Annotated in this window: 30 protein-coding genes; 19 read left to right on the forward strand and 11 right to left on the reverse strand. The window is 73.0% G+C overall.

Annotated elements, in window-relative coordinates; all coding sequences use genetic code 11:
- Positions 1-96: 96 nt before the first annotated feature.
- On the reverse strand, positions 97-984 hold the full coding sequence (locus Aau02nite_RS20695) for a siderophore-interacting protein (RefSeq protein ID WP_212990176.1): 888 nt from the start codon (positions 982-984) through the stop codon (positions 97-99).
- 95 nt (positions 985-1079) lie between these two features.
- On the opposite strand from Aau02nite_RS20695, the gene Aau02nite_RS20700 reads away from it, so the two are divergent.
- Genes Aau02nite_RS20700 through Aau02nite_RS20710 form a run of 3 tightly spaced genes read left to right on the forward strand, consistent with a single transcriptional unit; the run spans position 1080 to position 3384 of the window.
- Complete coding sequence (locus tag Aau02nite_RS20700; RefSeq protein WP_246595311.1) at positions 1080-1655, forward strand: helix-turn-helix domain-containing protein; 576 nt, start codon at positions 1080-1082, stop codon at positions 1653-1655.
- Positions 1655-2587, forward strand: a complete 933-nt coding sequence (locus Aau02nite_RS20705; protein ID WP_212990177.1) for an ABC transporter ATP-binding protein — start codon at positions 1655-1657, stop codon at positions 2585-2587. Before Aau02nite_RS20700 ends, Aau02nite_RS20705 begins: the two co-directional genes overlap by 1 nt.
- Positions 2587-3384 (forward strand): ABC transporter permease, encoded by a 798-nt coding sequence (locus Aau02nite_RS20710; protein WP_212990178.1) that lies wholly within the window; start codon positions 2587-2589, stop codon positions 3382-3384. Before Aau02nite_RS20705 ends, Aau02nite_RS20710 begins: the two co-directional genes overlap by 1 nt.
- 32 nt (positions 3385-3416) lie before the next feature.
- Here Aau02nite_RS20710 and Aau02nite_RS20715 read toward each other — a convergent pair whose 3' ends face one another.
- Positions 3417-4418, reverse strand: a complete 1002-nt coding sequence (locus tag Aau02nite_RS20715; protein ID WP_212990179.1) for a hypothetical protein — start codon at positions 4416-4418, stop codon at positions 3417-3419.
- Between the two features lie 103 nt (positions 4419-4521).
- Here Aau02nite_RS20715 and Aau02nite_RS20720 point away from each other — a divergent pair, with 103 nt between their 5' ends.
- The 5 genes from Aau02nite_RS20720 to Aau02nite_RS20740 are packed head-to-tail and all read left to right on the forward strand — an operon-like array spanning position 4522 to position 8566.
- The gene (locus tag Aau02nite_RS20720) at positions 4522-5472 is read left to right on the forward strand and encodes a phosphotransferase family protein (protein ID WP_212990180.1); all 951 of its coding nucleotides are present in this window, start codon (positions 4522-4524) and stop codon (positions 5470-5472) included.
- 58 nt (positions 5473-5530) lie between these two features.
- Positions 5531-5929 (forward strand): TOBE domain-containing protein, encoded by a 399-nt coding sequence (locus Aau02nite_RS20725; protein WP_212990181.1) that lies wholly within the window; start codon positions 5531-5533, stop codon positions 5927-5929.
- A complete protein-coding gene (modA, locus tag Aau02nite_RS20730; RefSeq protein WP_212990182.1) occupies positions 5926-6729 on the forward strand; it encodes a molybdate ABC transporter substrate-binding protein in 804 nt (267 codons plus the stop codon). Before Aau02nite_RS20725 ends, modA begins: the two co-directional genes overlap by 4 nt.
- The gene (locus Aau02nite_RS20735; RefSeq protein ID WP_212990276.1) at positions 6726-7517 is read left to right on the forward strand and encodes an ABC transporter permease; all 792 of its coding nucleotides are present in this window, start codon (positions 6726-6728) and stop codon (positions 7515-7517) included. The genes modA and Aau02nite_RS20735 overlap by 4 nt, the downstream gene beginning before the upstream one ends.
- Complete coding sequence (locus Aau02nite_RS20740) at positions 7514-8566, forward strand: ABC transporter ATP-binding protein (RefSeq protein ID WP_212990183.1); 1053 nt, start codon at positions 7514-7516, stop codon at positions 8564-8566. The genes Aau02nite_RS20735 and Aau02nite_RS20740 overlap by 4 nt, the downstream gene beginning before the upstream one ends.
- Here the strand turns inward: Aau02nite_RS20740 and Aau02nite_RS20745 are convergent.
- Positions 8554-8886, reverse strand: coding sequence for a hypothetical protein (locus Aau02nite_RS20745; RefSeq protein ID WP_212990184.1), 333 nt, complete (start codon positions 8884-8886; stop codon positions 8554-8556). The two genes, Aau02nite_RS20740 and Aau02nite_RS20745, sit on opposite strands and share 13 nt — an antisense overlap.
- A gap of 110 nt (positions 8887-8996) precedes the next feature.
- On the opposite strand from Aau02nite_RS20745, the gene Aau02nite_RS20750 reads away from it, so the two are divergent.
- From Aau02nite_RS20750 to Aau02nite_RS20775, 6 genes are all read left to right on the forward strand, one after another.
- Positions 8997-9575: a DUF1684 domain-containing protein gene (locus Aau02nite_RS20750; protein WP_212990185.1), complete on the forward strand. Its 579-nt coding sequence runs from the start codon at positions 8997-8999 to the stop codon at positions 9573-9575.
- A 58-nt stretch (positions 9576-9633) separates the two neighbouring features.
- Positions 9634-10497: a hypothetical protein gene (locus Aau02nite_RS20755; protein WP_212990186.1), complete on the forward strand. Its 864-nt coding sequence runs from the start codon at positions 9634-9636 to the stop codon at positions 10495-10497.
- Between the two features lie 4 nt (positions 10498-10501).
- The gene (locus Aau02nite_RS20760) at positions 10502-11533 is read left to right on the forward strand and encodes a zinc-dependent alcohol dehydrogenase family protein (RefSeq protein WP_212990187.1); all 1032 of its coding nucleotides are present in this window, start codon (positions 10502-10504) and stop codon (positions 11531-11533) included.
- A gap of 55 nt (positions 11534-11588) precedes the next feature.
- Complete coding sequence (locus Aau02nite_RS20765) at positions 11589-12704, forward strand: sensor histidine kinase (RefSeq protein WP_246595312.1); 1116 nt, start codon at positions 11589-11591, stop codon at positions 12702-12704.
- The gene (locus Aau02nite_RS20770) at positions 12701-13357 is read left to right on the forward strand and encodes a response regulator (RefSeq protein WP_212990188.1); all 657 of its coding nucleotides are present in this window, start codon (positions 12701-12703) and stop codon (positions 13355-13357) included. Before Aau02nite_RS20765 ends, Aau02nite_RS20770 begins: the two co-directional genes overlap by 4 nt.
- A 72-nt stretch (positions 13358-13429) precedes the next feature.
- On the forward strand, positions 13430-14182 hold the full coding sequence (locus tag Aau02nite_RS20775; protein WP_212990189.1) for a DUF2306 domain-containing protein: 753 nt from the start codon (positions 13430-13432) through the stop codon (positions 14180-14182).
- Here Aau02nite_RS20775 and Aau02nite_RS48080 read toward each other — a convergent pair.
- Genes Aau02nite_RS48080 through Aau02nite_RS20790 form a run of 3 tightly spaced genes read right to left on the reverse strand, consistent with a single transcriptional unit; the run spans position 14075 to position 15663 of the window.
- Complete coding sequence (locus tag Aau02nite_RS48080; protein WP_212990190.1) at positions 14075-14368, reverse strand: SDR family oxidoreductase; 294 nt, start codon at positions 14366-14368, stop codon at positions 14075-14077. The two genes, Aau02nite_RS20775 and Aau02nite_RS48080, sit on opposite strands and share 108 nt — an antisense overlap.
- A 14-nt stretch (positions 14369-14382) precedes the next feature.
- Positions 14383-14931, reverse strand: a complete 549-nt coding sequence (locus tag Aau02nite_RS20785; protein WP_212990191.1) for a GNAT family N-acetyltransferase — start codon at positions 14929-14931, stop codon at positions 14383-14385.
- Positions 14932-14940: 9 nt separating this feature from the next.
- Complete coding sequence (locus Aau02nite_RS20790) at positions 14941-15663, reverse strand: MBL fold metallo-hydrolase (protein ID WP_246595313.1); 723 nt, start codon at positions 15661-15663, stop codon at positions 14941-14943.
- 83 nt (positions 15664-15746) lie between these two features.
- Here Aau02nite_RS20790 and Aau02nite_RS20795 point away from each other — a divergent pair, with 83 nt between their 5' ends.
- Positions 15747-16025 (forward strand): YggT family protein, encoded by a 279-nt coding sequence (locus Aau02nite_RS20795; RefSeq protein ID WP_212990193.1) that lies wholly within the window; start codon positions 15747-15749, stop codon positions 16023-16025.
- A gap of 54 nt (positions 16026-16079) precedes the next feature.
- Here the strand turns inward: Aau02nite_RS20795 and Aau02nite_RS20800 are convergent, their stop codons facing one another.
- From Aau02nite_RS20800 to Aau02nite_RS20820, 5 genes are all read right to left on the reverse strand, one after another.
- Entirely contained in the window at positions 16080-16274 is a 195-nt protein-coding gene (locus Aau02nite_RS20800) for a hypothetical protein (RefSeq protein WP_212990194.1), read from the reverse strand.
- Positions 16275-16359: 85 nt separating this feature from the next.
- Complete coding sequence (locus Aau02nite_RS20805; protein WP_212990195.1) at positions 16360-16866, reverse strand: DinB family protein; 507 nt, start codon at positions 16864-16866, stop codon at positions 16360-16362.
- Positions 16867-16873: 7 nt separating this feature from the next.
- The gene (locus tag Aau02nite_RS20810) at positions 16874-19090 is read right to left on the reverse strand and encodes an FtsX-like permease family protein (RefSeq protein ID WP_212990196.1); all 2217 of its coding nucleotides are present in this window, start codon (positions 19088-19090) and stop codon (positions 16874-16876) included.
- Positions 19087-19767, reverse strand: coding sequence for an ABC transporter ATP-binding protein (locus tag Aau02nite_RS20815; protein ID WP_212990197.1), 681 nt, complete (start codon positions 19765-19767; stop codon positions 19087-19089). Before Aau02nite_RS20815 ends, Aau02nite_RS20810 begins: the two co-directional genes overlap by 4 nt.
- Positions 19764-20288 (reverse strand): PadR family transcriptional regulator, encoded by a 525-nt coding sequence (locus tag Aau02nite_RS20820; RefSeq protein ID WP_212990198.1) that lies wholly within the window; start codon positions 20286-20288, stop codon positions 19764-19766. Before Aau02nite_RS20820 ends, Aau02nite_RS20815 begins: the two co-directional genes overlap by 4 nt.
- 237 nt (positions 20289-20525) lie before the next feature.
- Between Aau02nite_RS20820 and Aau02nite_RS20825 the strand changes: the two genes are divergently transcribed.
- The 4 genes from Aau02nite_RS20825 (at position 20526) to Aau02nite_RS20840 (ending at position 26038) form a co-directional block, all read left to right on the forward strand.
- The gene (locus Aau02nite_RS20825) at positions 20526-21149 is read left to right on the forward strand and encodes a TetR/AcrR family transcriptional regulator (RefSeq protein WP_246595314.1); all 624 of its coding nucleotides are present in this window, start codon (positions 20526-20528) and stop codon (positions 21147-21149) included.
- Positions 21150-21152: 3 nt separating this feature from the next.
- Complete coding sequence (locus Aau02nite_RS20830; protein WP_212990199.1) at positions 21153-22889, forward strand: ABC transporter ATP-binding protein; 1737 nt, start codon at positions 21153-21155, stop codon at positions 22887-22889.
- A 61-nt stretch (positions 22890-22950) separates the two neighbouring features.
- Positions 22951-24912: an ABC transporter ATP-binding protein gene (locus Aau02nite_RS20835; protein ID WP_212990200.1), complete on the forward strand. Its 1962-nt coding sequence runs from the start codon at positions 22951-22953 to the stop codon at positions 24910-24912.
- A 67-nt stretch (positions 24913-24979) separates the two neighbouring features.
- Complete coding sequence (locus Aau02nite_RS20840; RefSeq protein ID WP_212990201.1) at positions 24980-26038, forward strand: hypothetical protein; 1059 nt, start codon at positions 24980-24982, stop codon at positions 26036-26038.
- Positions 26039-26082 lie beyond the last annotated feature (44 nt).

Consider the following 26082-nt stretch of genomic DNA (forward strand, 5'->3'; position numbering starts at 1 on the left):
TCGCAGAACCAGATACCGGAGGCCTCTTCAGTTATCGATCACCGCCACGCCGTGACTTCCACCGGCCAGCCCGACTTATGAAACGCGCCTTAGGCCCTAGTTGCGCTGGGCGCGGCCGCGTTTCCAGTAGCCCATGAAGGCGACCGAGGCGCGGTCCACACCCCGCTCGCCGACCAGGTGCCGGCGCAGCGCCACCACCGTGCCCGCCTCACCGGCCAGCCACGCGTAGAAGGCGCCCGTCGCTTCCTCCGGCACGTCCCAGACGTCGTCCTCGGCGGCATCCACGGCGGCGGGCTTCCCGTACGGCGCCGCGAGGTCCAGGTGGGCCCGGACCACCGGCTCCAGCCGCTGCCCGGCCTCGCGGACCAGCCAGGTGATGTCGGCCGGGCCGCCGATCGGCAGGCGGTCGTCGCGCGAGGGCACCTCCAGGAACGCCGTCGCCGGGCGGTCCAGGCTCTCGAGGATGGCAGCGGCAGCCGGCAGCGCCGTCTCGTCGGCGGCCAGGAGCAGCCGGGTGGCGCTCGCCGGCGGGCGCCAGGCGACGTCCGTGACCGGGTGGCCGTGCGTGGCGCCGACCATCACCACCTTGTCGCCGGGCCGGGCCGCCGACGCCCAGCGCGACGCCGGGCCGCTGTCCCCGTGCAGCGCGAAGTCCACGTCCACCTCGAGGGCGCCCGGCCGGAACGCCCGCACCGTGTAGACGCGCAGCGGAGCCCAGGATTCCGGCGGACCGCAACGCCAGGCGGCCAGCCAGTCCGGGCGGCGGGCGAACTCCTCGTGATCGGCGTCCGGCGGCAGGAGCAGCAGGTTGATGCGCTGGTCGAGCCCGTGGCCGGCGAACTCGGCCAGGGACTCACCGGTGAGCGTGACCCGCAGGAAGGTGGTGCTCAGCCGGACCGCCCTAGCCACCCGCAGGGCGAACGGCCGGTAGGGCTCGGCGGCGGGGCGCAGGGTCGGTGCGGCGGCGCGCGATGTCGTCGTCAAAAGACCGGTCCGATCGGTACGGGGTCACCAGGAAAGCTAAGGCTACCCTTACCGCTCTAACGTTATCAATATCGATACTGATACCATTCGGCCTCATGGAGATGCCGAGGGAACGCTGGGCCGACCTGGCACTGCACCCCGTGCGCATCCGCATCCTCCGCGCCGTCGCCGGCACCCGGTTGACGACGCACGACCTCGTGGCGCTGCTCCCGGACATCCCGCACGCCACGCTCTACCGGCATCTCGCCACGCTGGTCAAAGCCGGCCTGATCGAGGTGGTGGAGCAACGCCGGATTCGCGGCGCCGTCGAACGGGTCTACGCCCTGCCCGCTCATGGCGCGACGTTGGACGCGGCGGCTCTCGCCACGGCGACGCCCGAGGACCACGCCCGGTACTTCACCGCATTCATGTCCAGCCTGCTTTCCGAGTTCTCCCGCTACCTCGCCCGCGAGCGGATCGACTTCGCCGCGGACGGGGCCGGATACCAGCAGATCGTGCTCCACCTGACCGACGCGGAGCTGGGGCAGTTCGCCGCCGACCTCAACCGGATCATCGGGCCCCTGCTCAGCCACGAGCCCGGCGACGGCAGGGTGCCCCGCCTGCTCGCCACCATCCTGCTGCCGGCCGAGCAGCCGACGCCACCGAAGCCGACCAACGAAGGGAGTGACTGATGGCCTCAGTCACGGCAACCGACGACCGCCCGGCGATCGAGGTCTCCCACCTGACCAAGCGGTACGGCACGGTGACCGCCGTACGTGATCTGACCTTCACCGTCGAACCGGGTGTGGTCACCGGTTTCCTGGGTCCGAACGGCGCCGGCAAGACCACCACGATGCGCATGCTGACCGGCCTCGTCACGCCGACCTCCGGCACCGCCACCATCGCCGGCCGGCCGTACGGTCAGCTGCGCAACCCGTCGCGGACCGTCGGCGCGGTGTTCGACGCCAGCGCTTTCCACCCCGGCCACACCGCCCGGGACCACCTGCGCGTGTACGCCGCGATGGGCGGCTACCCGGACAGCCGGGCCGATGACCTGCTCAGCCTGCTCGGCCTCACCGAGGCTGCCGACCGCCGCACCGGCACCTTCTCCACCGGCATGCGACAGCGGCTCAACCTCGCCACCGCGCTGCTCGGCGATCCGCGGGTCCTGCTGCTGGACGAGCCGAGCAACGGCCTCGACCCCGAAGGCATGCTGTGGCTGCGCGGGTTCCTGCGCCGGCTGGCCGGCGAGGGACGTACAGTCCTCGTCTCCAGCCACGTCCTCAGCGAGATCCAGCAGCTCGTGGACGACGTGGTGGTGATCCGGCGCGGTGAGCTCGTCGCCGCCGGGCCCTGGTCGCGGCTCGCCGGACCACCGGCGGTCCTGGTGCTCTCCCCGGACGCCGACCGGCTGGCCGCCGTCCTCCGGGGCAGCCGGCCGGACGGCGACCCGCCGCGGGTCGACGCCACCGGCGACGGCCGGCTGCGCGTCCATGGACTGGACGCAGCCGGCGTCGCCGACCTCGCCGCCGCGCACCAGGTGCCGGTGCACGAACTGGTCACCGAGACCACCAGCCTCGAACAACTCTTCCTGCACCTGACCACCGAAAGGACGGCCAGCTGATGCACCACCTGATCAAGGCCGAGTTCCGCCGGCTGTTCGCCACCCGCGTGGGGGCCGGACTGCTGCTGGCCGCAGTCCTGTTCGGCGGCGGGCTGATGGGCGCCATGGCCCTGGTCGGGCCGGAGAACTTCGATCCGCCCATGCCCGGCCTGGACACCGAGGCCGGCCTGCGCGCCATCCTCGGCATGCTGGGCTACACCGCGTTCGTGCCGGCTGCCGTCGGCGCACTCGCCGTCACGTCCGAGTACCGGCACCGCACCGCCGCCGTGACGTTCCTGTTCGCACCCCGCCGATGGCAGGTGCTCGTCGCCAAGCTGACCACCTACGGCGTCGCCGGGCTGGCCTACGGGCTGGTCCTCGCCGGCACTGCGGCCACGGCTCTGTTCACCGTCGCCGCCGTCCGTGGCATCTCGCTCGGCCTGCCGGCCGGTGATGTGCTCGCGCTGCTCGCGCGGATCGGCCTCGCCATGGTCGTCTACCTGCTGATCGGGGTCGGCGTGGGTGCCCTGCTCCGCAACCAGGTCGTGGCCGTGTGCGTCGTGATCGGCTATCTGTACCTGGGCGAGCCGCTGCTGATGATGATCCCCGGCGTCAATGCGCTCTACCCGGTCCTGCCCGGCGGGGCCACGGCCGCCCTCACCGACTTCACCTATCTCGCCGACGCCATGTCGCAGGAGGTCGGCAGCACCGCCGTCCGGCTGCTGCCACCGGCCGCCGGCGCGCTGCTGCTCACCGGGTACGCACTTGCGGCGTCCCTGATCGCCATCGTCCTCCCCATGCGCCGCGACATCACCTGACCGCCGGCACCGCAGGAGAGGGCTGACGGGCCCTACGGATGGTTCCGCCCCGCGAACAGGGCCCGGGCCCGGGCGACCAGAGCCGGCGAGCCGCATTCCTGGGCCAGCTCCAGCCCGTCGCGCAGCACCCGGCGGGCCTGCGGCCGGCGGCGGGCCGCGTTCAGCAGAGCGCCGTGGTCGACCAGGGCCGTCGCCAGCTCGAAGCGCCGCGGCGTGCCCCGCAGCACCCGGATCGCCTCCTCGGCGGCGGCCATCCCCGCGGTGCCCGGCCGGACCTGGCCCTGGATCCGCAGGGCCCGGCCCAGGGCCGAGGCCAGCCCGTGCCGCCGGGTCAGCGTGACCTCCTCGGCGACGAGCCGCTCGGCCGCCTCCCGGGCGCCGAGTCCGACGAGGACGGACGCCGCCGCCGAGCGCCACGGCAGCACGCCGGGATGGTCGGAACGCCGTACGGCCAGCCGCTCGCCGCACTTGTACAGGTCGGCCAGCCCTTCGCCGGGCCGCTCGGCCGCGGTGTGCAGCCGGCCGCGCACATAGCGCAACAGCAGGAACTCGGGATCGTCCGGCAGGTCGCCGTCCAGCCCGGCCGCGGTCAGCAGGCTGTCCGCCAGGGCGACGTCGCCGAGGTCGAGCAGGACCGCCAAGCGGCGGGACAGCACCAGCGAACCGGCCGGACCGGCCGGATCGGTGCCCGACACCGCGAGCAGTTCCGCCGACGCGTCGGCGTCGCGGGCGGCGTCGGCCAGCCGGCCCAGCCGCCGGGCCACCGAGCTGCGCTGTGAGTAGGCCATGGCGAGGCCGGCGGCCGAGCCGTGCCGGCCGGCCACGTCGATCGCGAGGGTGCAGCCGGAATGGGCCGCCGCGAGGTCGTCCGCGTCGGCGAGCCGGCGCAGGGCATGCAGATATCGCGGGAGGTCGTCCACGCCGACCGGCGGTGCCAGGGGCACCGGGCGGGTTGCCGGGGGAACGGCGTTGTCACCTGAGGTGATGTCCCGGCCGAGGTCCGCCAACCCCGGCCGTTCGTCACTGACGGTCATGCAAGCGTGTGTACCCTTCCGGGCGTCCGACCCACCATCGATCGGGCTTGGATCCTTCGTGGACCCCAAGGTTTTCCCAACCACGAGAGATGCACAATGCGGCATGCGCAGTCCGACCCAACGCAATCTCGACTTTTCCGCGATCGACGGTCTGCTCAGCGGAGTTTTCGGAGTGAATGTCAGTGATGTCGGGGAATTGTCCGGTGGCGGCTTCGCGGCCGTGTGGCGGGCCCGCCTGACCGACGGGCGCGACGTGGTGGTCAAGATCGGCCCCCCGCCCGGCGCCCGGCTGCTGCGGTACGAGCGTGACCTCATCGCGGCCGAGGCGGCGTACTTCCGTACCGTCCGCGCCGGGGCTCCGGGGGTGCCCGTACCGGAGGTGTTGCATGTCGCGGACGACTGGATCGTCACGACGATGCTGCCGGGCCGCAGCCTGAGCGAGCCGGCCGACGGCGGCGGGACATCCGGGACGGCAGGGGTACGCGAGCAGCTCGGCACCGCGATCGCCGGCCTGCACCGGATCACCGGGCCGCACTTCGGCTACACCGGTGACCGGGCGGCCGGTGTGGACTGGCCCGCCGCGTACGGCGCGATCATCGCCGATCTGCTCGCCGACGCCGCCGACTGGGCGGTGCCGCTGCCACCGGGGATCGACGCGCTCGCCGCCCGGCACCACGCGAACCTGGCCCGGGTCACCCGGCCCGCGTTGCTGCACTTCGATCTCTGGGACGGCAACGTGCTGGCCGCCGAAGGCCGGCTGACCGGGCTCGTCGACGGCGAACGCTTCCTCTGGGGCGATCCGCTGCTGGACCTGGTGTCACCGGCGCTGTTCCACCGCATCGAGGAGGAGCCGGAGCATCCGTTCCTGCGCGGGTACACCGCCGCCACCGGCCTGGTGCTCGACGACGCGGCCCGGACCCGGCTCGCGCTGTACCGCGTCCACCTGTACACGCTGATGCTGGCCGAGGGCCCGAGCCGCGGCATCCCGGTCGGCAGGGAACGGCACGACTACCTGACGGTGCTGCTCGAAGGGGAACTGCGCGACCTGAAGTGACGCAGATGCCAGGCTGAAGGCGTCGACGACCTGGCATCTGCGGCCTAGGCTGGCGGTCGTGACGACGTACCGGATCGGTGAGGCGGCCGAGCTGCTGGGCGTCAGCGTGGACACCGTGCGGCGCTGGATCGACGCCGGCCGGCTGGCGGCCCGGCGGGACGCCCACGGGCACCGCACGGTCGCCGGCGCGGATCTGGCGGCGTTCGCGCGTTCGCTGGCCGACGAGCCCGGCACCGGATCCCGGCGCTCCTCGGCCCGCAACCGGCTGCGCGGCATCGTCACGGCGATCACCCGGGACGCGGTGATGGCCCAGGTCGACATCCAGGCCGGGCCGTTCCGGCTGGTGTCGCTGATGAGCCGGGAGGCCGTCGACGACCTGGGCCTGGAGGTCGGCTCTCCGGCGACCGCGGTGATCAAGTCCACGACCGTGGTCGTGGAAAGAGGGGATGACGCATGAGGGCACGACGACTGGCAGCAGTCGCGGTCGCCGCGCTCCTGGCCATGACGGGGTGCAGCTCCCCGGCCGCGGACGAGCCGATCGGTGGCGGCTCGTCCGGTCCGGCCGGTCCCGGCAGCGGCGCCGCCGGACCGGTGACGGTGCTGGCGGCGGCCTCGCTGACCGAGTCCTTCACCGCCATCGGTACGAGGTTCGAGCAGGTCAACCCGTCCGCCGAGGTGAGCTTCTCGTTCGGTGGCAGCGCCGGCCTGGCCCAGCAGATCATCGCGGGCGCCCCGGCCGACGTGTTCGCCGCGGCCAGCCCCACCACGATGAAGACGGTCACGGACGCGGGCGCCGCCACCGGCACCCCGGTCACCTTCGCGCGCAACCAGCTCGTCATCGCGGTGCCCAAGGGCAACCCGAAGGGCCTCGCCACGCTCGCCGCCCTGGCCGGCTCCGGCATCAAGGTGGCCCTCTGCGCCGAGCAGGTGCCGTGCGGCACGGCCGCCGGGAAGGCGTTGTCCGCAGCCGGCGTACGCCTCACGCCGGTGACGCTGGAGCAGGACGTCAAGGCCGCGCTGGCCAAGGTGAAGCTCGGCGAGGTGGACGCGGCGCTGGTCTACCGCACGGACGCGAAGGCGGCCGCGGCTGACGTGGACGGCGTCGAGTTCCCCGAATCGGCCGGGGCGGTCAACGACTACCCGATCGTCGCGCTCGAGGACGGGCCCAACCCGGCCGGCGCCGCTGCCTTCCTCACCTTCATCCGCACCCCCGAGGCGCAGCGCATCCTCACCGACGCAGGGTTCCAGCAGCCCTGAGCCGGTCACCGTCCCGAGCGCCGCTGGCCCTGGCGATCCCCGCGATCGCCGGGCTGGCGTTCCTCGTGCTGCCGCTGGCCGGGCTGCTGATCCGGGCGCCGTGGACGACCCTGCCGCAGCGGCTCACCGAGCCCGGCGTGCTGGCGGCGCTGCGGCTGTCCCTGCTCACCGCGACCCTGGCGACCGTGGTGTGCCTGCTGCTGGGCGTACCGCTGGCCTGGTTGCTGGCCCGGGCCCGGTTCCCCGGCCGCCGGCTGGTCCGCGCGCTGGTGACCGTGCCGCTGGTGCTGCCGCCGGTGGTCGGCGGCGTCGCACTGCTGCTGGTCTTCGGCCGGCGCGGGCTGGTCGGCGGGTGGCTGGACGCCACGTTCGGTTTCAGCCTGCCGTTCACCACCACCGGCGTGGTGGTGGCCGAGGCTTTCGTGGCGATGCCGTTCCTGGTCATCAGCGTCGAGGGGGCGTTGCGGGGGGCGGACCCGCGGTTCGAGGAGGCCGCGGCGACGCTGGGGGCGAGCCGGTGGACGGCGTTCCGGCGGGTCACGCTGCCGCTGATCGGGCCGGGCGTGGCGGCCGGGGCGGTGCTGTGCTGGGCGCGGGCGCTGGGTGAGTTCGGGGCCACCATCACCTTCGCCGGCAATTTTCCCGGGCGCACCCAGACCATGCCGCTGGCCGTTTATCTGGCCCTGGAACAGGATCTGGACGCGGCGATCGTGCTCAGCCTGGTGCTGCTCGTGGTCAGCGTGGTGATCCTGGCCGGGCTCCGCGACCGCTGGCTGGGGACCTCGTGAGCCTGGACGCGCGGCTGGTCGTCCGGCGCGACGGCTTCACGCTGGACGCCGTGCTGCGCGCGGAGGCCGGTGAGGTGGTGGCGCTGCTCGGCCCGAACGGCGCCGGCAAGACCACCGCATTGCGGGCCCTGGCCGGGCTCGTCCCCCTGGACGACGGACACATCGAGCTCGACGGGGAACGCCTGGACGACCCGGCGGGCAAGCTGTTCACCGCGCCCGAGCACCGGCACATCGGCGTGGTCTTCCAGGACTATCTGCTGTTCCCCCATCTGTCCGCAGTGGAGAACGTCGCCTTCGGACCACGCTGCCGGGGCGTGCCGCGAGCGCGGGCCCGCGCTGACGCCGCCGAGCTGCTGGGCCGGGTCGGGCTCGCCGAGCACACCGGCAAGAAGCCGCGGCAGCTCTCCGGTGGCCAGGCGCAGCGGGTGGCCCTGGCCCGGGCGCTCGCCACCGGACCGCGCCTGCTGCTGCTCGACGAGCCGCTCGCCGCGCTGGACGCCCGGACCCGGCTCGACACCCGGGCCCACCTGCGCGGCCACCTGGCCGGGCACGCCGGGCCGACCGTGCTGGTCACCCACGACCCGCTGGACGCGATGATGCTCGCCGACCGGCTCGTCATCCTGGAGCACGGCCGGGTGGTGCAGACCGGCGACGCGGCCGCGATCACGTCGCGGCCGCGCACCGACTACGTGGCCCGCCTGGTGGGGCTCAATCTCTACCGCGGCCGGGCGGACGGCGAGCTGGTCCGGATCACCGACGACTTCGCCCTGACCACCGCCACCCCGCAGCACGGCGACGTGTTCGTGGCCTTTCCGCCCGCCGCGGTCGCCCTGTACGCGGCACGCCCCGACGGGAGTCCCCGCAACACCTGGCGGGCGACCGTGGCGGCCGTCTCCCGGCACGGGGACGCGCTGCGCATCGAGCTGACCGGGGCCGTCACGGTGGCCGCCGACGTGACGCCGGCGGCCGCCGTGCAGCTGGGACTCGAGCCCGGCCGGGAGGTCTGGGCCAGCCTCAAAGCAACCGAGGCAACGAGTTATCCGGCCTGAGCTGTGAAGGTGTTCCAGCCGGCGAAGTTCTGCCCGAGGTCGGCGATGAAGACGCCGGGTCTGGGCTGGATGATGCTCTTCGGCCGCGTTGTGACCAGGTCGACAGTGCTCTGCGCGGTGGCGACCCGGACCCGGCCGAGGACGCCGGCCGGACCCGCAGTCGTGTTGCGCGCGGCGATCGTCAGGGTGTTGCGGCCGGGCCCGAGGGCGGCGGCCAGGTCGACGTAGCGGGCGGTCTTCCAGGAGTCGGCGGCGCGTGGGGAGCCGGCGAGGTACGTGTCGTTGAACCAGACGTCGACGGTGTCGTCGCCGGTCGGCACCAGCTGGGCATCGGCGTAAGGGCCGGTCGGGCGGTGAACGTGCGGCGCAGGTAGCGGGTGGCGGCCGAACCACGAGATCCACTCAAGGGGGGCGGGATACGGTGGTCCGCGTGCAGGCACTCGAACTCGCCGACTACCGCGCGGCGGTGGCCCGGATCTATCTGACCGCGACCGATCTCTCCGACTTCCGCGCCCGGCGTGACGAGCTGTTCGCGTACCACCCCCAGTCACCGATCCCGAGCACCGGCGACTTCGAGGGTCTGTCCTACTTCCCGCCGAGCGAGCAGTTCCGCGCCGAGGTGGAGTTGCGCCCGGCACCGGGCGGGATCGACATCGACACGGGTGGCCCGGACGGCGTCTGCCACTACGACCGGGTGGGCATCCTGGACACCCCGTGGGGCGAGCTGTCGCTGTGGTGGCTGGCCGCGTACGGCGGCGGCCTGTTCCTGCCGGTCCGCGACGCGACCTGCGGCCCCCAGTCGTACGGCGGCGGGCGCTACCTGACCGACACGGTGAAGGGCACCCACGGCCGCGGCCTGGAGATGGTGTCCCGCACCCGCGTCCTGCTGGACCTCAACTACCTCTACAACCCGAGCTGCGCGTACGACGACCAGTGGCTCTGCCCCCTCGCGCCCCCGGAGAACAGGCTGACCACCGCGATCACCGCCGGTGAGCTGAAGTACCACTGACCGGGGCGCGTCCGATTTCTTCAAGACGGTGCCGCCGCCGGGCTCCTACGCTGCGGCCATGGATGATGTCTTCGCCGCCGCCGAGCGGTTCGTCCGGGCCGAGGCCCGGCTGCTGGAGCAACGCCTGTTCGACACGCTCTTCCACGGGGCACCGGCGAGCGGGGTCGTCGACGCCCTGCGGGGTTACCAGAACGAGGACGGCGGTTTCGGCCACGGGCTCGAGCCGGACAAGTGCGGCCCGGCCAGCCTGCCCCTGGACGTCGAGATCGCCCTGCAGACGCTGGTCGCCGCCCGGGCCACCGATGCGGAGATGCTGCGCCGGGCGGCCGGCTTCCTCGACAGCGTCGCCGTCGACGGCGCGGTGTCCCTGGCCGCGCCGGTCATCGAGGACTATCCCCGCGCCGAGCACATGACGGACTGGACCTACGTTCCCGGGCTGAACCCGACCGCCGGTCTGGCCGGCCTGCTGTACGAGCTCGACGTCACCCACCCGTGGCGTGACGCGGCCACCCGCTACTGCTGGCAGGCGCTGGAGGAGAACCCGCCCGACGACGCGCACGCCCTGCTGGAGGTCTTCGGCTTCCTGGCCCACGTGCCCGACCGGGACCGGGCGGACAAGCTGGCGCCCGCCCTGACCGAGCGCCTGATGACCACCCCGATGTTCCACCTCGACCCCGAGGCCGAGGGCTACGGCCTGACCCCGCTGCACTTCGCCCCGGCCGCGGACTCACCCTGGCGGCCGCTGTTCACCGACGCCCAGCTCGACGGCCACCTCGACCACCTGCTGCGGGCCCAGCAGCCCGACGGTGGCTGGCCGCTCACCTGGGACCCGCCGAGCACCGCGGCCCGGCTGGCCTGGCGTGGCCGGGTCACCGTGGAGGCGCTCCGCACGCTGGAGTCGTACGGCCGGCTGCGACGATGAGGTCATGCGTGCGGTGATCTACGACCGGTTCGGTGAGCTGCCCGAGCTGCGCGACGTCCGTGACCCCGAGCCACCCGAGGGCGGGGTCGTCGTCGCCGTCCGCGCGACCGGGCTGTGCCGCAGCGACTGGCACGGCTGGCGCGGCCACGACACCGACATCCGGCTGCCGCACGTGCCGGGTCACGAGTTCGCCGGCGAGATCGCCGCCGTGGGTGCGGGTGTCCGGGGCTGGCGGGCCGGCGACCGCGTCACCGCGCCCTTCGTCTGCGCGTGCGGGACGTGCCCGGCCTGCCTCGCCGGCGACCAGCAGGTCTGCCACCGGCAGGAGCAGCCGGGCTTCACCTACTGGGGCTCGTTCGCCGAGCTGGTCGTCGTGCCGCACGCCGAGACCAATCTCGTGCGCCTGAGCGACGGGATCGGCTTCGCCGCGGCGGCCACGCTGGGCTGCCGGTTCGCCACGGCGTTCCGCGCGGTGGTGACCCAGGGCCGGGTCCGTCCCGGCGAGTGGGTCGCCGTGCACGGATGCGGCGGCGTCGGGCTGTCCGCGGTGATGATCGCCGTGTCAGCGGGGGCCCGGGTGGTCGCCGTCGACGTGTCGGCCGGGGCGCTGGCCCTGGCCCGGCGGTTCGGCGCGACCGCCACGGTCGACGCGACGACACCGGCCGTCGCGGCGGTCCGGGAGATCACCGGCGGCGGCGCGCACGTCTCCCTCGACGCGCTGGGCAGCCAGGTCACCCTCACAGCTTCGATCGAGGGGCTGCGCCGGCGGGGGCGGCACGTGCAGGTGGGACTGCTGCCGGCGGTGACCGGACGGCCGGCGGTGCCGATGGAGCTGGTCGTCGCGCACGAGCTGGAGATCCTGGGCAGCCACGGGATGCCGGCGCACGCGTACCCGGAGATGTTGTCGCTGGTGGAGACGGGCGCACTGCGCCCCGGCGAGCTGGTCACCGGCGAGCTCGCGCTGGCCGGCGCCCCGGCGGCCCTGGCCGCCATGGACGGCGGCGCCCCGGCCGGCGTCCAGGTCATCGTGCCCTGAGCCCCTCGTACTTTGGGACGATCTGGCGGCGGTGACCCATCCGTACGATCAGCACGTGTTCGAACTGCTGCGCTCGATCCGGGACGAGCCCCGTTCCCCGCACCCGCCGGCGCGGGTGTGGCGGGACTGGGCGCTGGTCGGCGTGCTCGTGCCGCTCGCCGTGCTCGAGGGACTGCTGCGTCCCGGGATGCCGTGGCGGGTCGTGTCGGTCGTTGTGGTGGTCGCGCTGGTGCCGACCCTGCTGTGGCGCCGGACCCGCCCGCTGCTGATGGTGGCGATCGGCTTCGGGGTCAGCGGGATCATCCCGGCCCAGGAGATGTACACGGTCGCCTTCGTGCTGATCCTGCTCTACGCCCTGCTGCGCTGGGGGTCCGGCCGTGAGGCCGTGCTCGGGCTGGCCGTCGTGCTCGCCAAGGGCGTGCTCGCCGCGGCCTTCGGGCAACTCGCCCCGGCCGACCTGGTCGCCGGTCCCGCCGTCATCTCCGCGACCGTGGCCCTCGGCCTGGCCGCGCGGTACCGGGCCCGGGCCCGCCGGCGCGAGCTGGAGCAGGTCGCGCTGCTCGAACGCGAACGACTGGCCCGGGACCTGCACGACACCGTGGCGCACCACGTGTCCGCGATGGCCATCCGGGCCCAGGCCGGCCTGGCCACCGCGCCGGGCGACCCGGCCGCCGCCACGGACGCCCTGCGGATCATCGAGGCCGAGGCGTCCCTGGCGCTGGCCGAGATGCGCAGCATGGTGCGGGTGCTGCGGCACGACCGGCCGGCCGGTCGCGACCCCGGACCCCGCCTCGCCGACCTGGCGACGCTCGCGGACGGCTCCCGGTCCGGCCCGCCGGTCGACGTGGGGATCACCGGCGATCTCACCGGCGTGCCGTCGCCGGTCGGTGCGGCCGTCTTCCGGCTGGCCCAGGAGTCGGTCACCAACGCCCGCCGGCACGCCCGGCACGCGAAGCGGATCGAGGTCCGGGTCAGCGCCGATCCCACCTCGGTACGGCTGCGGGTCAGCGACGACGGGCAGACCCGCCCGCGCCGCCGGAACGCCCCCGGATACGGCCTGATCGGCATGATCGAGCGCGCCGAGCTGCTGGGCGGCACCTGTACGGCCGGCCCCGACCCGGCCGGCGGCTGGACCGTCACCGCGGTGCTGCCCCGCGCGGCGCCGGCGTGAGCATCCGGGTGGTCGTCGCCGACGACCAGGAGATCGTCCGGACCGGGCTCACGATGATCCTCAACTCGCAGCCGGGCATCGAGGTGATCGGCCAGGCCGCGAACGGCCGACGGGCGGTCGAACTGGCCCGGCACCTGCGGCCCGACGTGTGCCTGTTCGACATCCGGATGCCCGGTGTCGACGGCATCGCGGCGACCCGGGCGCTGGCCGGGCCGGACGTCGCCGATCCGCTCGCGGTCGTCGTCATCACGACCTTCGACCTCGACGAGTACGTGTACGCCGCGCTGCGCGCCGGGGCCCGCGGCTTCCTGCTCAAGGACGCCGGGACGGCGATGCTGGCCCAGGCCGTGCACGCCGCCGCCGACGGGGAGGCGTTGATCGCGCCGAGCATCACCGCGCGCCTGCTGCGGACCTTCGCCAACTCGGGACCCGCGGCGGCGACGCAGCCCGTCGATCCGCTGACCGACCGCGAGGAGCAGGTCCTGGGCGCGGTGGCGCGCGGCCGGACCAACGCCGAGATCGCCGCCGAGCTGCACATCACCCTCAGCACGGTGAAGACCCACGTCACCAGCCTGATGAACAAGCTCGGCGCCCGGAACCGGGTGGAGATCGTGATCTGGGCGTACGAGACGCACCGGGTGGCCGGGCGCTGACGCCGAAAGTACGGCACGGCCACCGGACCTGGGACCGATGAGCCGGCCCGCTCCGCTCGACACGATCAGGCTATGACGAAATCCTCCTCAGCGGCCGAGTGGCGGGTCACGGCGGGTCTGCTGGTGCTCAGCGCCGTACCCGTGATCGCCGGGGCCTCCCGGGTGGCCGAACTGGCCTCCGGCGCCGAGGCCACGCCGGCCAACGCCCGCTTCCTCGCCGTACCGCTCCCGGTGGTCGTGCACATCATCAGCGCCTCCCTCTTCTGCCTGCTGGGGGCGCTGCAGTTCCACCGGGGGCTGCGCCGGCGCCGGCCGCGGTGGCACCGGATCGCCGGCCGCGTCCTGGTGCCGTGCGGGCTGGCCGCGGCGGGGACCGGGCTGTGGATGACCCTGTACTACCCGCTGCCGGCGGGCGACGGCGCCCGCTTCGGCGCCCTGGGGCTGGCCCGGCTGGGCTTCGGCACGGTCATGGCGGTGGCGATCGTGCTCAGCTTCCTGGCGATCCGGCGGCGCGACATCGTCCGGCACCGGGCCTGGATGATCCGGGCGTACGCCATCGGCCTGGGCGCGGGCACCCAGGTGCTGACCCACGTGCCGTGGGTGCTGGTGGCCGGTCAGCCCGGCACCGGCACCCGGGCGGTACTGATGATCGCCGGCTGGGTGATCAACGTGGTGCTGGCGGAACGGATCATCCGGCGCCGTCCCCGCCCGGTCAGGTCACGCCCGGGCGCCGCCGTCGACCGGGAGCACGGCGCCGGTCACGAACGAGGCCCGGTCGCTGAGCGGCCACGCCGCGGCCTCGGCGATCTCGGCCGGATCGGCTGAACGGCGCAGCGGCGTCCGGCGACGAGGCGGTCCGTCAGGCCGGGCGAGTCCGCCTCCCACGCTAGCGTTGTTGACGATGGCACCACGCGGCGCACCGGACGGTCGATCCGCCGGGTGGTCGTCCCGGACGAGGAGTACCGGCAGGGCTGCTCGCCGCCGACCTGCTGGGCCGCCCGCGATCAGCATCGAGGACTACCTGATCAGTTCGCTGCCCGCCGGTCCGGGGCGATGAGCGACCACACCTCGGTGTCGTGGCGGACACCTTTGTAGAGGAACTCGCCGCGCAGCACGCCGTCGAGGCGCATCCCGAGGCGGCGGGCGATGTTCGCGCTCGCCGTGTTGTCCGTGCGGCAGTGCCACTCGACGCGGTAGATGCCGCGCACCTCGAACGCCCAGTCGATGATGAGCCGGGCGGACCGGGTGATCAGGCCGCGGCCCTGGGCGGCCGGCTCCAGCCAGCAGCCGACCTCGCAGGTGCCCGCGGCCACGTCGAAGTGGACGAACATCACGCCGCCGACGAGGACCCCGTCGAGCCAGATGCCGTGCAGCCGGCCACTGTCGCTCGCGGCCTTGTCCGCGTAGCGCTGCAGGGTCGCCGTCGCGGACTCCAGGTCGGCGCTGAGGCCCGCCCACGGGATCCACGGATCCACGGTCTCGCGGGCCCGGTCCATGTGGGCGAGGAATTCCGGCGCCTGCCACGGTTCCAGCGGCCGCAGCTGGGCTCCCCCGCCAAGATCGATCGCGTACATCCCGGCAGCCTACCCAGGCGTGACGGCGAGCCCGGGCACCGCGACCCCGACCGGGCCGGGGTATTCGGCCGCCGCCTCGGCGATCGCGGCACTGTGATCGGTGCCCGGCCACAGGTGGGCGAGCAGCAGGCGACGCACCCCGGCTTCCCGGGCCTGCCGGCCCGCATCCCGCGGGCCACTGAGCAGACCCAGATCCTCCTGCGGTACGGCGCCCGGATGCGTCGCGTCGGCGATCAGCAGGTCCGCGTCCCGGGCCAGCGCCACCACCTCGGGACTCGGACCGCAGTCCCCCGTGTACGCCAGCACCCGCCCACCGGCCGCCAGCCGGATCCCCGCGTTCGGCACGTAGTGCGGCAGCAACCGCGTCGACGCGGCGAACGGGCCGATCCGCAGCGGCTCCCCCGGCGTGATCTCGTGCAGCACGTACGCGTCGTCCAGCATCCCCGGCCGGTCCAGCGCCAGCACCGCGTCCAGGGCGCCCGGCAGCGCGTAGACCGGCAGCGGCGCCGGCGGATCCGCGCTGAATGCCCGGGCGCGCAGCAGCGGGTTGAGATCCGCGCAGTGGTCGAGATGGCCGTGGCTGACGAAGACAGCGTCGACCGGCCCGGGCAGCCGCGGCATGGTGCCGTAGCCGAGATCGAGCACCAGCCGGAAGCCGTCGTGCTCGACGAGGTAGCCGCTGCAGGCCGAGCCGGGTTCCGGCCACGCACCGCAGGCCCCCAGCACGGTCATCCGCATCCGCAACCGCCACTCAGCGGATTCACAACAAAAAGCCGCATAGTGGAGAGCGCCCCCGTCCGGCCTTGGAGGTCTTCATGGGTCTCGTGCTCGCCCTCGTGAGCTTGGTGTTGCTGCTGCTGCAGGTGTTGCTGATCGCCCGTGCGGTGCTCGACTGGACCGTGGCGCTGGCCGGACCGTCCGCGTACGGCTCCGTGCGTTCCCGGCTCACCGCCGCGGTGCACGCGGTGACCGAACCGATCCTGGCCCCGGTCCGCCGCGTGGTGCCGCCGCTGCGTCTCGGCGGGATGTCCCTCGACCTGGCGTTCATCGTGGTCTTCCTGGCCATCGTGATCATCCGCTCGCTCATCGGCTGACCCCGCCCCGACGCACCGACGGCCCGGCTGATCACTCAGCCGGGCCGTCGTGGCTCAGGCGGGCTCGGGCACGTTGCCCGGATCACCCTCGGGCACGTTGCCCGGGTCGTCGGGGCCGGGCATCGGCTCGACCGGCGCCGGGGGCAGCGTCTCCGGGGTGTCCGGGGAGAGTTCGCCCGGATCGTCGGGGACGGGCTCGCTCGGGTCGATCGGCGGGTAGTTGTCCGGGTCAGGACCTGGCTGCACCATGGTCACCAGTGTGCCCGACCGGCGGCCCGGGCCGCGGACTTCCCGATCCCCGGCGCGCCGGGAGGCCCGCGCGACGACACCCGGCTCAGGCACCGACCTCGCCGTCGATGCCCTCGCGCAGGAAGTCGGCGTGGCCGTTGTGCCGGGCGTACTCGTGGATCATGTGCAGCATCACCAGGCGCAGCGACACCTGCTCGCCCCACCGCGCCTGGTAGCCCGTCACGTCGAGGGATCCGGCCGCCCGCTCGATGCGGCGGGCGTGCTCCACCTCCTCCTGCCACGCGCCGAACGCCTCGGCCCGGGTGGACGCCGACGCGTCGTACGCCGCCTGGAAGTCGCCCTCCGCCGACCAGCGCAGCGGGATGTCCTCCGCGTTGATCACCCGGCGGAACCAGGTCCGCTCGACCTCGGCCAGGTGCCGTACCAGGCCCAGCAGGGTCAGCGTCGAGGGCGGCATCGAGCGTTGCCGCAGCTCGTCGTCCGACAGGCCCCGGCACTTCAGCGCCAGCGTCGCCCGGTGGTAGTCCAGGTACGCCCGCAGTGTCTCGCGCTCCCCGGCGAGCAGGGGCGGGTCGATCCGGTCGTCCGGCACAGGTTCCTCACTCGTTGCGGGCCGCATCCGGGCCGGTGATCCGGCTCAGCAGCGGCATCGTGGACGCGATCACGGCAAGTGACGCCGTGAGCCCGGCGACCACGATGACATAGAACGAGATCCCGGGTGGGCTCAGTGACAACTTCATCTGCGCGGTGAGGAACAGATGCGCCGCCAGCAGCCCGGAGCCGAGCGCCACCATCGCGGCGATCACCAGCGGGGTGACGCTCTCCAGCGCGACCACCCGGCGCAGGGTGCCGAGCGGGACGCCGGTCAGCCGCAGCATGCTGAACGGGCGCTTGCGCTCGCTCAGGCCGCCCGCCACGCTCACCGCCAGGCTGCACCCGGCGATGGCCAGGCTGGCCAGGATCACCACGTTCGCCAGCCGCTTCCAGCCCTCGAAGACCTTGGCCGACTCGGCCCCGAACTCCACGCTGGAGTACGGCGAGTAGAGCATGGGATGGGCGAGCTGCAGGATCGTCCGGGCCCCTTCCAGCCCGGCGGTCGAGCCGTCCGTCAGGGTCACGATCGACTGCGTCCGGAAGGTGCTCAGCCGGGCCGGGTCGACGTCCGCGGCGGGCCACCCGCCGGTCCACCCGTCCGGGCCGGCCAGATCCGGCCACACCCAGGCGGTGCGGGCCCCGGCGGCGCACCGGGTGACGTCCGGCAGCCGGGCGATCTCGTCGCACGACGCCAGCACGTACGGCCAGCCGAAGGAGCCGATCGGGACCTCCGGCACGGGCACATCCGCCGGCGGGATCCGGGTCACGGCGATACCGCGGACGCCGGGTCGGGCGGCCAGCCCGGCCGGGACCGGATCACCGACCGGCGCTGCCGCCTCGTCGCGGAACAGGGTGAACAGGGCGGCGGCGTCCGGAGCCTGGCTGGGCGGGTCCCGGTCGGCGGCGATCGAGCCCATCACCCCGACGGCCACGCTCGTGACGAACAGCGCCAGCACCAGGCCGCTGACCGAGCGGAAACCGGCCCGCGGGTTGTCGGCGAGCCGGCGGGCCGCGATCAGCGAGGCCGGCCGCTTCGCCCGGCGCGCCACCAACCGGGAGCCGGCCATGGTCAGCCACGGGCCGGCCACGATCAGGCCGATCATGATGACGAAGATGCCCGGCAGGAAGGCCAGGATCTGCCCGTTGGTCGTGCCGGGCCGGCGGCCCACGAAGTACGCCAGCTCGCCCAGGCCGGCGGCGAGCGGGATCAGCCGCCACGCCCGCGGTGGCCGGGGCGTGACCCGCCGCGTGACACCCAGCGGGGAGATCTGCACCCGGCGCAGGGCCAGCCGGGCCGCGAGCGCGGCGACCACGGGCACCCCGAGGGCCACGCCGAGGAAGGTCACCGGGTCGAGCGCCAGGTCCTCGGGGAACATCGGTGCGCCGGTGAACGGGACCGCCGCCACCATGTCCCGGAAGAGGAAGAACAGGACGAAGCCCAGGACCGTGCCGGCCAGGGCGGAGACCGTGGACTCCACCGCCGACACCGTGGAGACCTGCGCCGGGGTCGCGCCGACCAGCCGCATCGCCGCGAACCGTTGCTCGCGGCGGGTGGCGGCGAGGCGGGTGGCCGTACCGATGAGGATGAACAGCGGGAAGATCAGGGCGGCCGCCACCACGGCCAGGATGAGCTGCAGCCCGGAGGTCGGGATGCCTCTCCAGCAGCCGTTCGGGCACTGCTCCGGCGGGGTCGTCGCGATCGTGCCGACCCGCGCGACGCCGGCGCGTTTCTGCAGCTCCGCCGGGGCGTAGCCGACGACGGCGACCAGCGAGTCCGGCGCGGGCAGCGCGTCCCGCCCGATCGTGCCGGCCAGGCGGCGGCCCGCGAAGCGGTCGGCCAGCTGGGGCGCCGGGGTTTCCGCGATCAGCTGCGCCAGCTCCGGTGACGCGAAGAACTCTCCCGGGCCGGGCAGCCGGGGCAGGCCCGGCGGCACCGGCGAGCGCGGACCGGTCGCGGCCAGGTCGACCCGGCCGACGGTACGGCTGTCGAAGCCGTCCACTCGCAGCTGCCACCACAGGGGATCAGCACCCTGCTCGGCGCCCGGAGCATCCGCCGAGTTGGCCCAGCCGTACCGGTCGTTCTGGCTGGTCACGCCGTTCAGCCCGGTGAGCGCGAGCAGCAGCATGCCCGCCCCGAGGGCCACGGCCAGGGCGATCACGAGCAGGCGTACCGCTGCCTCCCGGCCGCCCGCGAGGGTGAGCCGCAGTCCGAAGCGGATCATGCGATCGCCTCGGCGGTCAGCGAGTGCACCTTGCCGTCGCGGACGATGACCTCCCGGTCGGCGTACGCGGCGACCCGCGGCTCGTGGGTGACCAGCACGACCGTGGTGCCCTCCTGGCGGGCCGCGCTGACCAGCAGGTCCATGACGTGTTCGCCGGTGAGCGAGTCGAGCGCGCCGGTCGGCTCGTCGGCGAACAGCACCCGCGGCCGGGCCACCAGCCCGCGGGCCAGAGCGACGCGCTGGGCCTGGCCGCCGGAGAGCTCGCCGGAGCGGCGCTCCTGGAGCCCGTCGAGGCCGAGCCGGCCGAACCAGGCGCGGGCCTCGGCCACCGCGGCCGCGCGGCGCACCCCGTTGAGCAGCAACGGCAGGGCCACGTTCTCCTGGGCGGTGAGCTCGGGGACGAGCTGGCCGAACTGGAACACGAAGCCGAACTCGTCCCGCCGCAGGCGGCTGCGCCCGCTCTCGCCGAGCCGGTCCACCCGCCGGCCGTCGAAGTGGATCTCGCCGGACTCCGGCACCAGGATGCCGGCCAGGCAGTGCAGCAGCGTGGACTTGCCGGAGCCGCTCGGACCCATGATGGCCAGCAACTCCCCCTCGGCGACGGCGAGGTCGGCGCCGCGCAGCGCGGGCGTCTCACCGAAGGACAGGACGACCTGGCGCGCCTCGATGACCGTCATGACCGGACCTCCGTGGCCAGGGCGTCGAGCCGGGCCGAGGTCAGGTCGATCCAGCGCAGATCGGCCTCCAGGTGGAACAGGCCGTGGTCGGCGAGCAGCGCGTCGACCAGGCCGCCGCTGCGCTTGATCTCGGTGAGCTCCCGCATCCGCCGCAGATGGGCGGCGCGCTGGGTGTCGAGATAGGTCTCGGCGTTGCGCCCGAGCATGAGCGCGAGGGTCACCTTGGCGAAGAGCACGGTCTGCAGATGCGGCTCGGGGGCGACGGGCTCGGTCAGCCAGCTGTCCACTTCGGTCGCACCGAGATCGGTGATGACGTAGCGCTTGCGGTCGGGACCCTCGCCGGGCTCCAGGTCGCTGATGACGACCTTGCCGTCGCGGGCGAGGCGGGACAGCGTGGAGTAGACCTGCCCGAACGAGAGCGGCTTACCCCGGCCGAAGTAGGCGTCGTAGTCACGCTTGAGGTCGTAGCCGTGGCTGGGTTCACGTTCGAGCAGCCCGAGAAGGGTCAGCGGCACCGTCATGCGGACGACTATACGCTGAGAGTATACGCCGAGGGAATAGGTACCCAGCTGATCTCCGCACCCGGACGGCGCTGGTCGTCTCGGGCACCGCGAGCCCGGCGCCGCTGCAGCAGGCGGCGCGGGAGACCGCGGCGGCGTTCGCCACGGCCGAGCACCGCTCGCCGGCCGGACAGACGCAGCAGAAAGGCGTGACGAATATCAGTGGCTGAGTGAGTGCTCGCTCATTAGGCTCCATGGGTGAGCATTTCCGCCCAGAGTCCGCGACGCCGACGGGTGCCGGCCATGGCCCCCGAGGACCGGCGGGCCGCCCTGATCGCCGCGACCATCCCGCTGCTGCACGAGCACGGGCTCGACGTCAGCACCCGGCAGATCGCCCAGGCGGCCGGGGTTGCCGAGGGGACCATCTTCGGCGTCTTCCCGGACAAGCTGTCGCTGCTGAGCGCCGCGATCGTGCAGGCCTTCGACCCCGCACCCACCCTCGACGCCGTCGCCGCGATCGATCCCGGCGGGGATCTGCGGGTCCGGCTGTCGGCCGCCGCCACGCTGATCATGAACCGGTTCGCCCGCAACGCCCGGCTGATGGCGGCGGCCGGGCACGGCCACCACGCCAAGGATCCCGCCGGCATCGCGCGGATGAACCGGGCCCGCGAGCAGCTGCTCGCCGCCCTCACCGAGCTGATCGAGCCGGATGCCGCACTGCTGCGCCGCACGCCGGCCGAGGTCGCCCGGCTGGTTCTGCTCTTCTGCGGAGCCAATACCTTCGGCCCGTTCGCCGACCACCGCTTCGACGGTGACGAGCTGGTGTCGCTGCTGCTCGACGGGCTGCTCGTCCCACCAGACCATTCACACGGGGGTGTCTGACCGGTGCTCGTCCGACTTCTGCGCGCGCGGCTGCGGCCGTACGGAAAAGCGATCTGGATGGTCGTGCTCTTCCAGTTCGTCGCCACGCTCGCCACGCTCTACCTGCCCACGCTGAACGCGGACCTCATCGACAACGGCGTGGTGCCCGGCGATACCGGTTACGTCATGATGGTCGGCGCCGAGATGCTCGCCATCACGCTCGTGCAGATCGCCGCCCAGATCGCCGCCGTCTACTTCGGCGCCCGCACGGCCATGGCCGTCGGCCGGGACATCCGGGCCGCGGTCTTCTCCCGGGTGCTCGACTTCTCGGCCCGCGAGGTCGGCCAGTTCGGGGCGCCGTCGCTGATCACCCGCACCACCAACGACGTCCAGCAGGTCCAGATGCTGGTGCTGATGACGTTCCTGCTGATGGTCTCCGCGCCGATCATGTGTGTCGGCGGCATCGTGCTGGCGCTGCGTCAGGACGTACCGCTGTCGTCGCTGCTGCTGGTCGTCGTGCCCGTCCTGGTCGGCGTGGTGACGCTGCTCATCGCCCGGATGCGCCCGCTGTTCCGCACCATGCAGGTGCGCATCGACAAGGTCAACCGGGTGATGCGCGAGCAGATCACCGGCATCCGGGTGATCCGCGCCTTCGTCCGCGACGACCGCGAGCAGGCCCGGTTCGGCGTCGCCAACGCCGAGCTGACCGACGTGTCGCTGCGGGTCGGGCGGCTGATGGCGCTGATGTTCCCGACCGTGATGCTGCTGGTCAACGTCTCCAGCGTGGCGGTGCTGTGGTTCGGCGGGCACCGCATCGACGACGGTTCGATGCAGATCGGCGCGCTCACCGCGTTCCTCAGCTACCTGATGCAGATCCTGATGGCGATCATGATGGCCACCTTCATGTTCGTGATGATCCCGCGGGCCGAGGTCTGCGCCGAGCGCATCGAGGAGGTGCTCGTGCTGCCGTCCAGCGTGGTGATCGCGCCGCAGCCGGTCACCGAGCTGCGCCGGCACGGCTCCCTGGAGCTGCGCGGCGTGGACTTCCACTACCCCGGCGCCGAGGCGCCGGTGCTGTCCGGCATCGACCTCACGGCCCGGCCGCGGGAGATCACGGCCGTCATCGGCAGTACCGGCAGCGGCAAGACGACCCTGCTCAACCTGGTCCCCCGGCTGTTCGACGCCACCGCGGGCACCGTGCTGGTCGACGGCGTCGACGTCCGCGAGCTCGACCCGGTCCTGCTCTCCCGGACGGTGGGCCTGGTGCCGCAGAAGCCGTACCTGTTCAGCGGCACCGTCGCCTCGAACCTGCGCTACGGCAACCCGGACGCCACCGACGAGGAGCTGTGGACCGCGCTCGAGGTGGCGCAGGCCCGGGACTTCGTCGAACAGATGGACGGCGGGCTGCAGGCGCCGATCGCCCAGGGTGGCACCAACGTCTCGGGTGGTCAGCGGCAACGGCTGGCGATCGCCCGGGTGCTGGTGCACCGGCCGGAGATCTACCTCTTCGACGACTCCTTCTCGGCATTGGACTACGCGACGGACGCAGCCCTGCGGGCGGCACTGACCGCACACATCGCCGACGCGACGGTGGTGATCGTGGCGCAGCGGGTCAGCACCATCCGCGACGCCGACCGGATCGTCGTGCTCGACAACGGCGCGGTCGTCGGTACGGGCTCGCACACCGAACTGATGGACACCAACCCGACGTACCGCGAGATCGTTCTGTCACAGCTCACGGAGCAGGAGGCCGCGGCATGACCGAGCGAAGCGAGCGTCATGATCGCGTTCGGGGCCTGCTCTTCGTCTCAGGAGGCACAGCATGACCGCGCCTACGCGTCGTCCTGGACCGCCGATGGGCGGGCCCGGGGCCCGCATGATGGGCGGCGCGGTCATGCCGACCGAGAAGTTGCAGGATTTCAAGGGTTCCAGCCTGCGGCTGCTGCGCATGCTGCGCCCGCAGCGGGTCCTGGTCGGGGCGGTGCTGCTGCTCGGCATCACCAGCGTCACGCTGTCGGTCATCGCGCCGCGTCTGCTGGGCCACGCCACCGACGTCATCTTCGACGGCATCGTGGGCAAGGACCTGCCCGCCGGGGTCAGCAAGGCCGATCTCGTCGAGCGGCTGCGGGCCGAGGGCGCGACCAACCGGGCGGACATGCTGGCGTCGATGGACGTCGTCCCCGGCCAGGGCGTCGACTTCACCCGGCTCGGGCACCTGCTGCTCTGGGTGCTCGCGCTCTACGTGGCCGCGTGGGCCTTCGGCGTGTTCCAGGGCCGGCTGACCGCGACGGTGGTGCAGGCCACCGTGTCCCGGCTGCGCGAGCAGGTGGAGGCCAAGTTCGCCCGGCTGCCGCTGTCCTACTTCGACCAGCAGCCGCGCGGCGAGGTGCTGAGCCGGGCGACCAACGACACCGACAACATCGCCCAGACGCTGCAGCAGACGTTCAGCCAGCTCGTGACCAGCGTGCTGACCATCATCGGCGTGCTGGCCGTGATGTTCTGGATCTCCCCGCTGCTGGCGCTGATCGCGCTCGTCACCGTACCGGTGTCAATCTGGGTCACGACCCTGATCGGCAAGCGGTCGCAGCCGCAGTTCGTCGCCCAGTGGGCGACCACCGGCCGGCTCAACGGCCACATCGAGGAGATGTTCACCGGCCACTCGCTGGTCAAGGTGTTCGGCCGCGAGCAGGAGGCGGCCGAGACGTTCCGGGAGCACAACGACAAGCTGTACGCCTCCAGCTTCCGCGCGCAGTTCATCTCCGGCCTGATCCAGCCCGCGATGATGTTCATCAGCAACGTGAACTACGTGCTGGTGGCCGTCGTCGGCGGCGTGCGGGTGGCCACGGGAGCGCTGTCGCTCGGCGACGTGCAGGCCTTCATCCAGTACTCCCGGCAGTTCAGCCAGCCGCTCACCCAGGTGGCCAGCATGGCCAACCTGGTGCAGTCCGGGGTGGCGTCGGCCGAGCGGGTCTTCGCCCTGCTGGACGCGCCGGAGCAGTCCGCGGACGCACCCGGGCCGGTGCTCGGCGACACGGTCCGCGGCCGGGTCGCCTTCGAGGACGTGTCGTTCCGCTACCGGCCGGACCAGCCGCTGATCGACAACCTGTCGCTGACCGTGGAGCCGGGGCAGACGGTGGCCATCGTCGGCCCGACCGGCGCCGGCAAGACCACGCTGGTCAACCTGCTGATGCGCTTCTACGAGGTGACCGGCGGGCGGATCACCCTCGACGGGACCGACATCGCGACGATGCCGCGCGAGGAGCTGCGCGAGCACATGGGCATGGTGCTGCAGGATCCGTGGCTGTTCGGCGGCACGATCCACGACAACATCGCGTACGGGGCCGACCATCCCACGCCGGAGTCCGTGGCCGAGGCCGCCGCGGCAACCCATGTCGACCGGTTCGTGCGGTCCCTGCCGGACGGCATGGAGACGGTGATCGACGAGGAGGGCTCGAACGTCTCCGCGGGCGAGAAGCAGCTGATCACGATCGCCCGGGCGTTCCTGGCCGAGCCCAGCATCCTGATCCTGGACGAGGCGACCAGCTCGGTCGACACCCGGACGGAGGTGCTGATCCAGCGCGCGATGAACACCCTGCGCACCGGCCGGACGTCGTTCGTGATCGCGCACCGCCTGTCGACGATCCGGGACGCGGACGTGATCCTGGTGATGGAGCACGGCGCGATCGTCGAGCAGGGCACCCACGACGACCTGATCGCGGCGGACGGGGCGTACGCCCGGTTGTACTCGGCCCAGTTCGCCGAGGCCGCCGTCGAGGTGGACTGACACATTGGCACGGACGCTGCCGCATCGGCCGATGCCGATGTGGCCGGACGGGTCCTAGCGTCGGCCCATGCGCGTCACTCGACGTCTCACCACTGCTCTGGCCGGACTTCTGCCGCTCCTGGCAGGCATGCCCGCGCATGCGGCCACAGCGGACACCGCGGCACCCGAGGTGGCCGCCATCTCCCTGTCCCGTGAGTCGATCACTGTCGCGGCCACCGACGTGCAGCTGCTGACCGTCGATGTACGGCTCACCGACGATGTCGGCGTGGCGGAGGTCGACGACAGCGCCGGCGGGCACACGCCGTTCCTGCTGTTCGGCAGCCGCGGAGTCGCGGTGAGCCTGGTGCTCGGCACCGGCACCGCGCAGGACGGCGTGTGGACCGGCGTGGTGGCGGTGACCTCCGACTGGGCCGCCCGCGAGCAGCCGGTCCGGGTGGTCGCGCAGGACGACGCCGGCAACGTCCTCGACGTCGATCCGCGTACCGTCATCGAGACCCCGGCCGTGGCCGTGCGGAGCTCGCACACGCCGGTGGTCGAGCTGACCGTGACGCCCGACCCGGTCTATCCGAACGGTGCCGTGACCCAGACGGTCCGGGTGATCGATCGGGACACCGGCCGGCCGTGGCCCGACCTGCCGATCGTGCTCGCCGGTGACAACGCCTGCCCCGAGGACGTGTTCGGCACGGCGAACGCCCGCACCGACAGCAATGGCCGCTACCAGCGGGTGCTCCCGGCGGGCGAACTGCACCAGGAACTGATGTGCGCGTGGGTGCCGGCGGCGAACGTACCCGGGCAGCGGTCCACCCGGATCGGCGGTGACACCGCGTTCGCCCGCTACAAGTTCCTGGTCCGGGCGACGCCCGCCGCCCCGTCCGTGCCCGCCGGGGTGAACGTCGACGTCAACGGGCAGGTGGTACCGGCCATCCAGGGTAAGGTCGTGCTGCTCCAGCGGCTGTCCGGCTCCGAATGGCGGACGGTCGGCAGGGGCGTGACGCGGGCCAGTTCCCGGTTCACCGTCGTGGCGACGCCGCCGGGGGTGGGCGTCTGGTCGTACCGGGTCTACGCGCCGGGCGACGAACAGCACGCCGGCAGCATGTCGCCCACTTTCACCATCCGGGGCACCTGAGGCGGTGCGTTTTCGGTTGCCGGCAGGGTCGCGTCCTCAACTGC

Source organism: Actinoplanes auranticolor (genome assembly GCF_018332655.1).
Classification (GTDB): domain Bacteria; phylum Actinomycetota; class Actinomycetes; order Mycobacteriales; family Micromonosporaceae; genus Actinoplanes; species Actinoplanes auranticolor.

Bases quoted from the DNA above. Each gene is read 5' to 3' on its own strand.
- Aau02nite_RS20700 (WP_246595311.1), top strand. From the start codon at position 1,080: ATGGAGATGCCGAGGGAACGCTGGGCCGACCTGGCACTGCACCCCGTG.
- Aau02nite_RS20705 (WP_212990177.1), top strand. From the start codon at position 1,655: ATGGCCTCAGTCACGGCAACCGACGACCGCCCGGCGATCGAGGTCTCC.
- Aau02nite_RS20710 (WP_212990178.1), top strand. From the start codon at position 2,587: ATGCACCACCTGATCAAGGCCGAGTTCCGCCGGCTGTTCGCCACCCGC.
- Aau02nite_RS20715 (WP_212990179.1), bottom strand. From the start codon at position 4,418: ATGACCGTCAGTGACGAACGGCCGGGGTTGGCGGACCTCGGCCGGGAC.
- Aau02nite_RS20720 (WP_212990180.1), top strand. From the start codon at position 4,522: ATGCGCAGTCCGACCCAACGCAATCTCGACTTTTCCGCGATCGACGGT.
- modA (WP_212990182.1), top strand. From the start codon at position 5,926: ATGAGGGCACGACGACTGGCAGCAGTCGCGGTCGCCGCGCTCCTGGCC.
- Aau02nite_RS20755 (WP_212990186.1), top strand. From the start codon at position 9,634: ATGGATGATGTCTTCGCCGCCGCCGAGCGGTTCGTCCGGGCCGAGGCC.
- Aau02nite_RS20760 (WP_212990187.1), top strand. From the start codon at position 10,502: ATGCGTGCGGTGATCTACGACCGGTTCGGTGAGCTGCCCGAGCTGCGC.
- Aau02nite_RS20775 (WP_212990189.1), top strand. From the start codon at position 13,430: ATGACGAAATCCTCCTCAGCGGCCGAGTGGCGGGTCACGGCGGGTCTG.
- Aau02nite_RS48080 (WP_212990190.1), bottom strand. From the start codon at position 14,368: ATGCTGATCGCGGGCGGCCCAGCAGGTCGGCGGCGAGCAGCCCTGCCG.
- Aau02nite_RS20785 (WP_212990191.1), bottom strand. From the start codon at position 14,931: ATGTACGCGATCGATCTTGGCGGGGGAGCCCAGCTGCGGCCGCTGGAA.
- Aau02nite_RS20790 (WP_246595313.1), bottom strand. From the start codon at position 15,663: ATGACCGTGCTGGGGGCCTGCGGTGCGTGGCCGGAACCCGGCTCGGCC.
- Aau02nite_RS20795 (WP_212990193.1), top strand. From the start codon at position 15,747: ATGGGTCTCGTGCTCGCCCTCGTGAGCTTGGTGTTGCTGCTGCTGCAG.
- Aau02nite_RS20800 (WP_212990194.1), bottom strand. From the start codon at position 16,274: ATGGTGCAGCCAGGTCCTGACCCGGACAACTACCCGCCGATCGACCCG.
- Aau02nite_RS20810 (WP_212990196.1), bottom strand. From the start codon at position 19,090: ATGATCCGCTTCGGACTGCGGCTCACCCTCGCGGGCGGCCGGGAGGCA.
- Aau02nite_RS20815 (WP_212990197.1), bottom strand. From the start codon at position 19,767: ATGACGGTCATCGAGGCGCGCCAGGTCGTCCTGTCCTTCGGTGAGACG.
- Aau02nite_RS20820 (WP_212990198.1), bottom strand. From the start codon at position 20,288: ATGACGGTGCCGCTGACCCTTCTCGGGCTGCTCGAACGTGAACCCAGC.
- Aau02nite_RS20835 (WP_212990200.1), top strand. From the start codon at position 22,951: ATGACCGCGCCTACGCGTCGTCCTGGACCGCCGATGGGCGGGCCCGGG.
- Aau02nite_RS20840 (WP_212990201.1), top strand. From the start codon at position 24,980: ATGCGCGTCACTCGACGTCTCACCACTGCTCTGGCCGGACTTCTGCCG.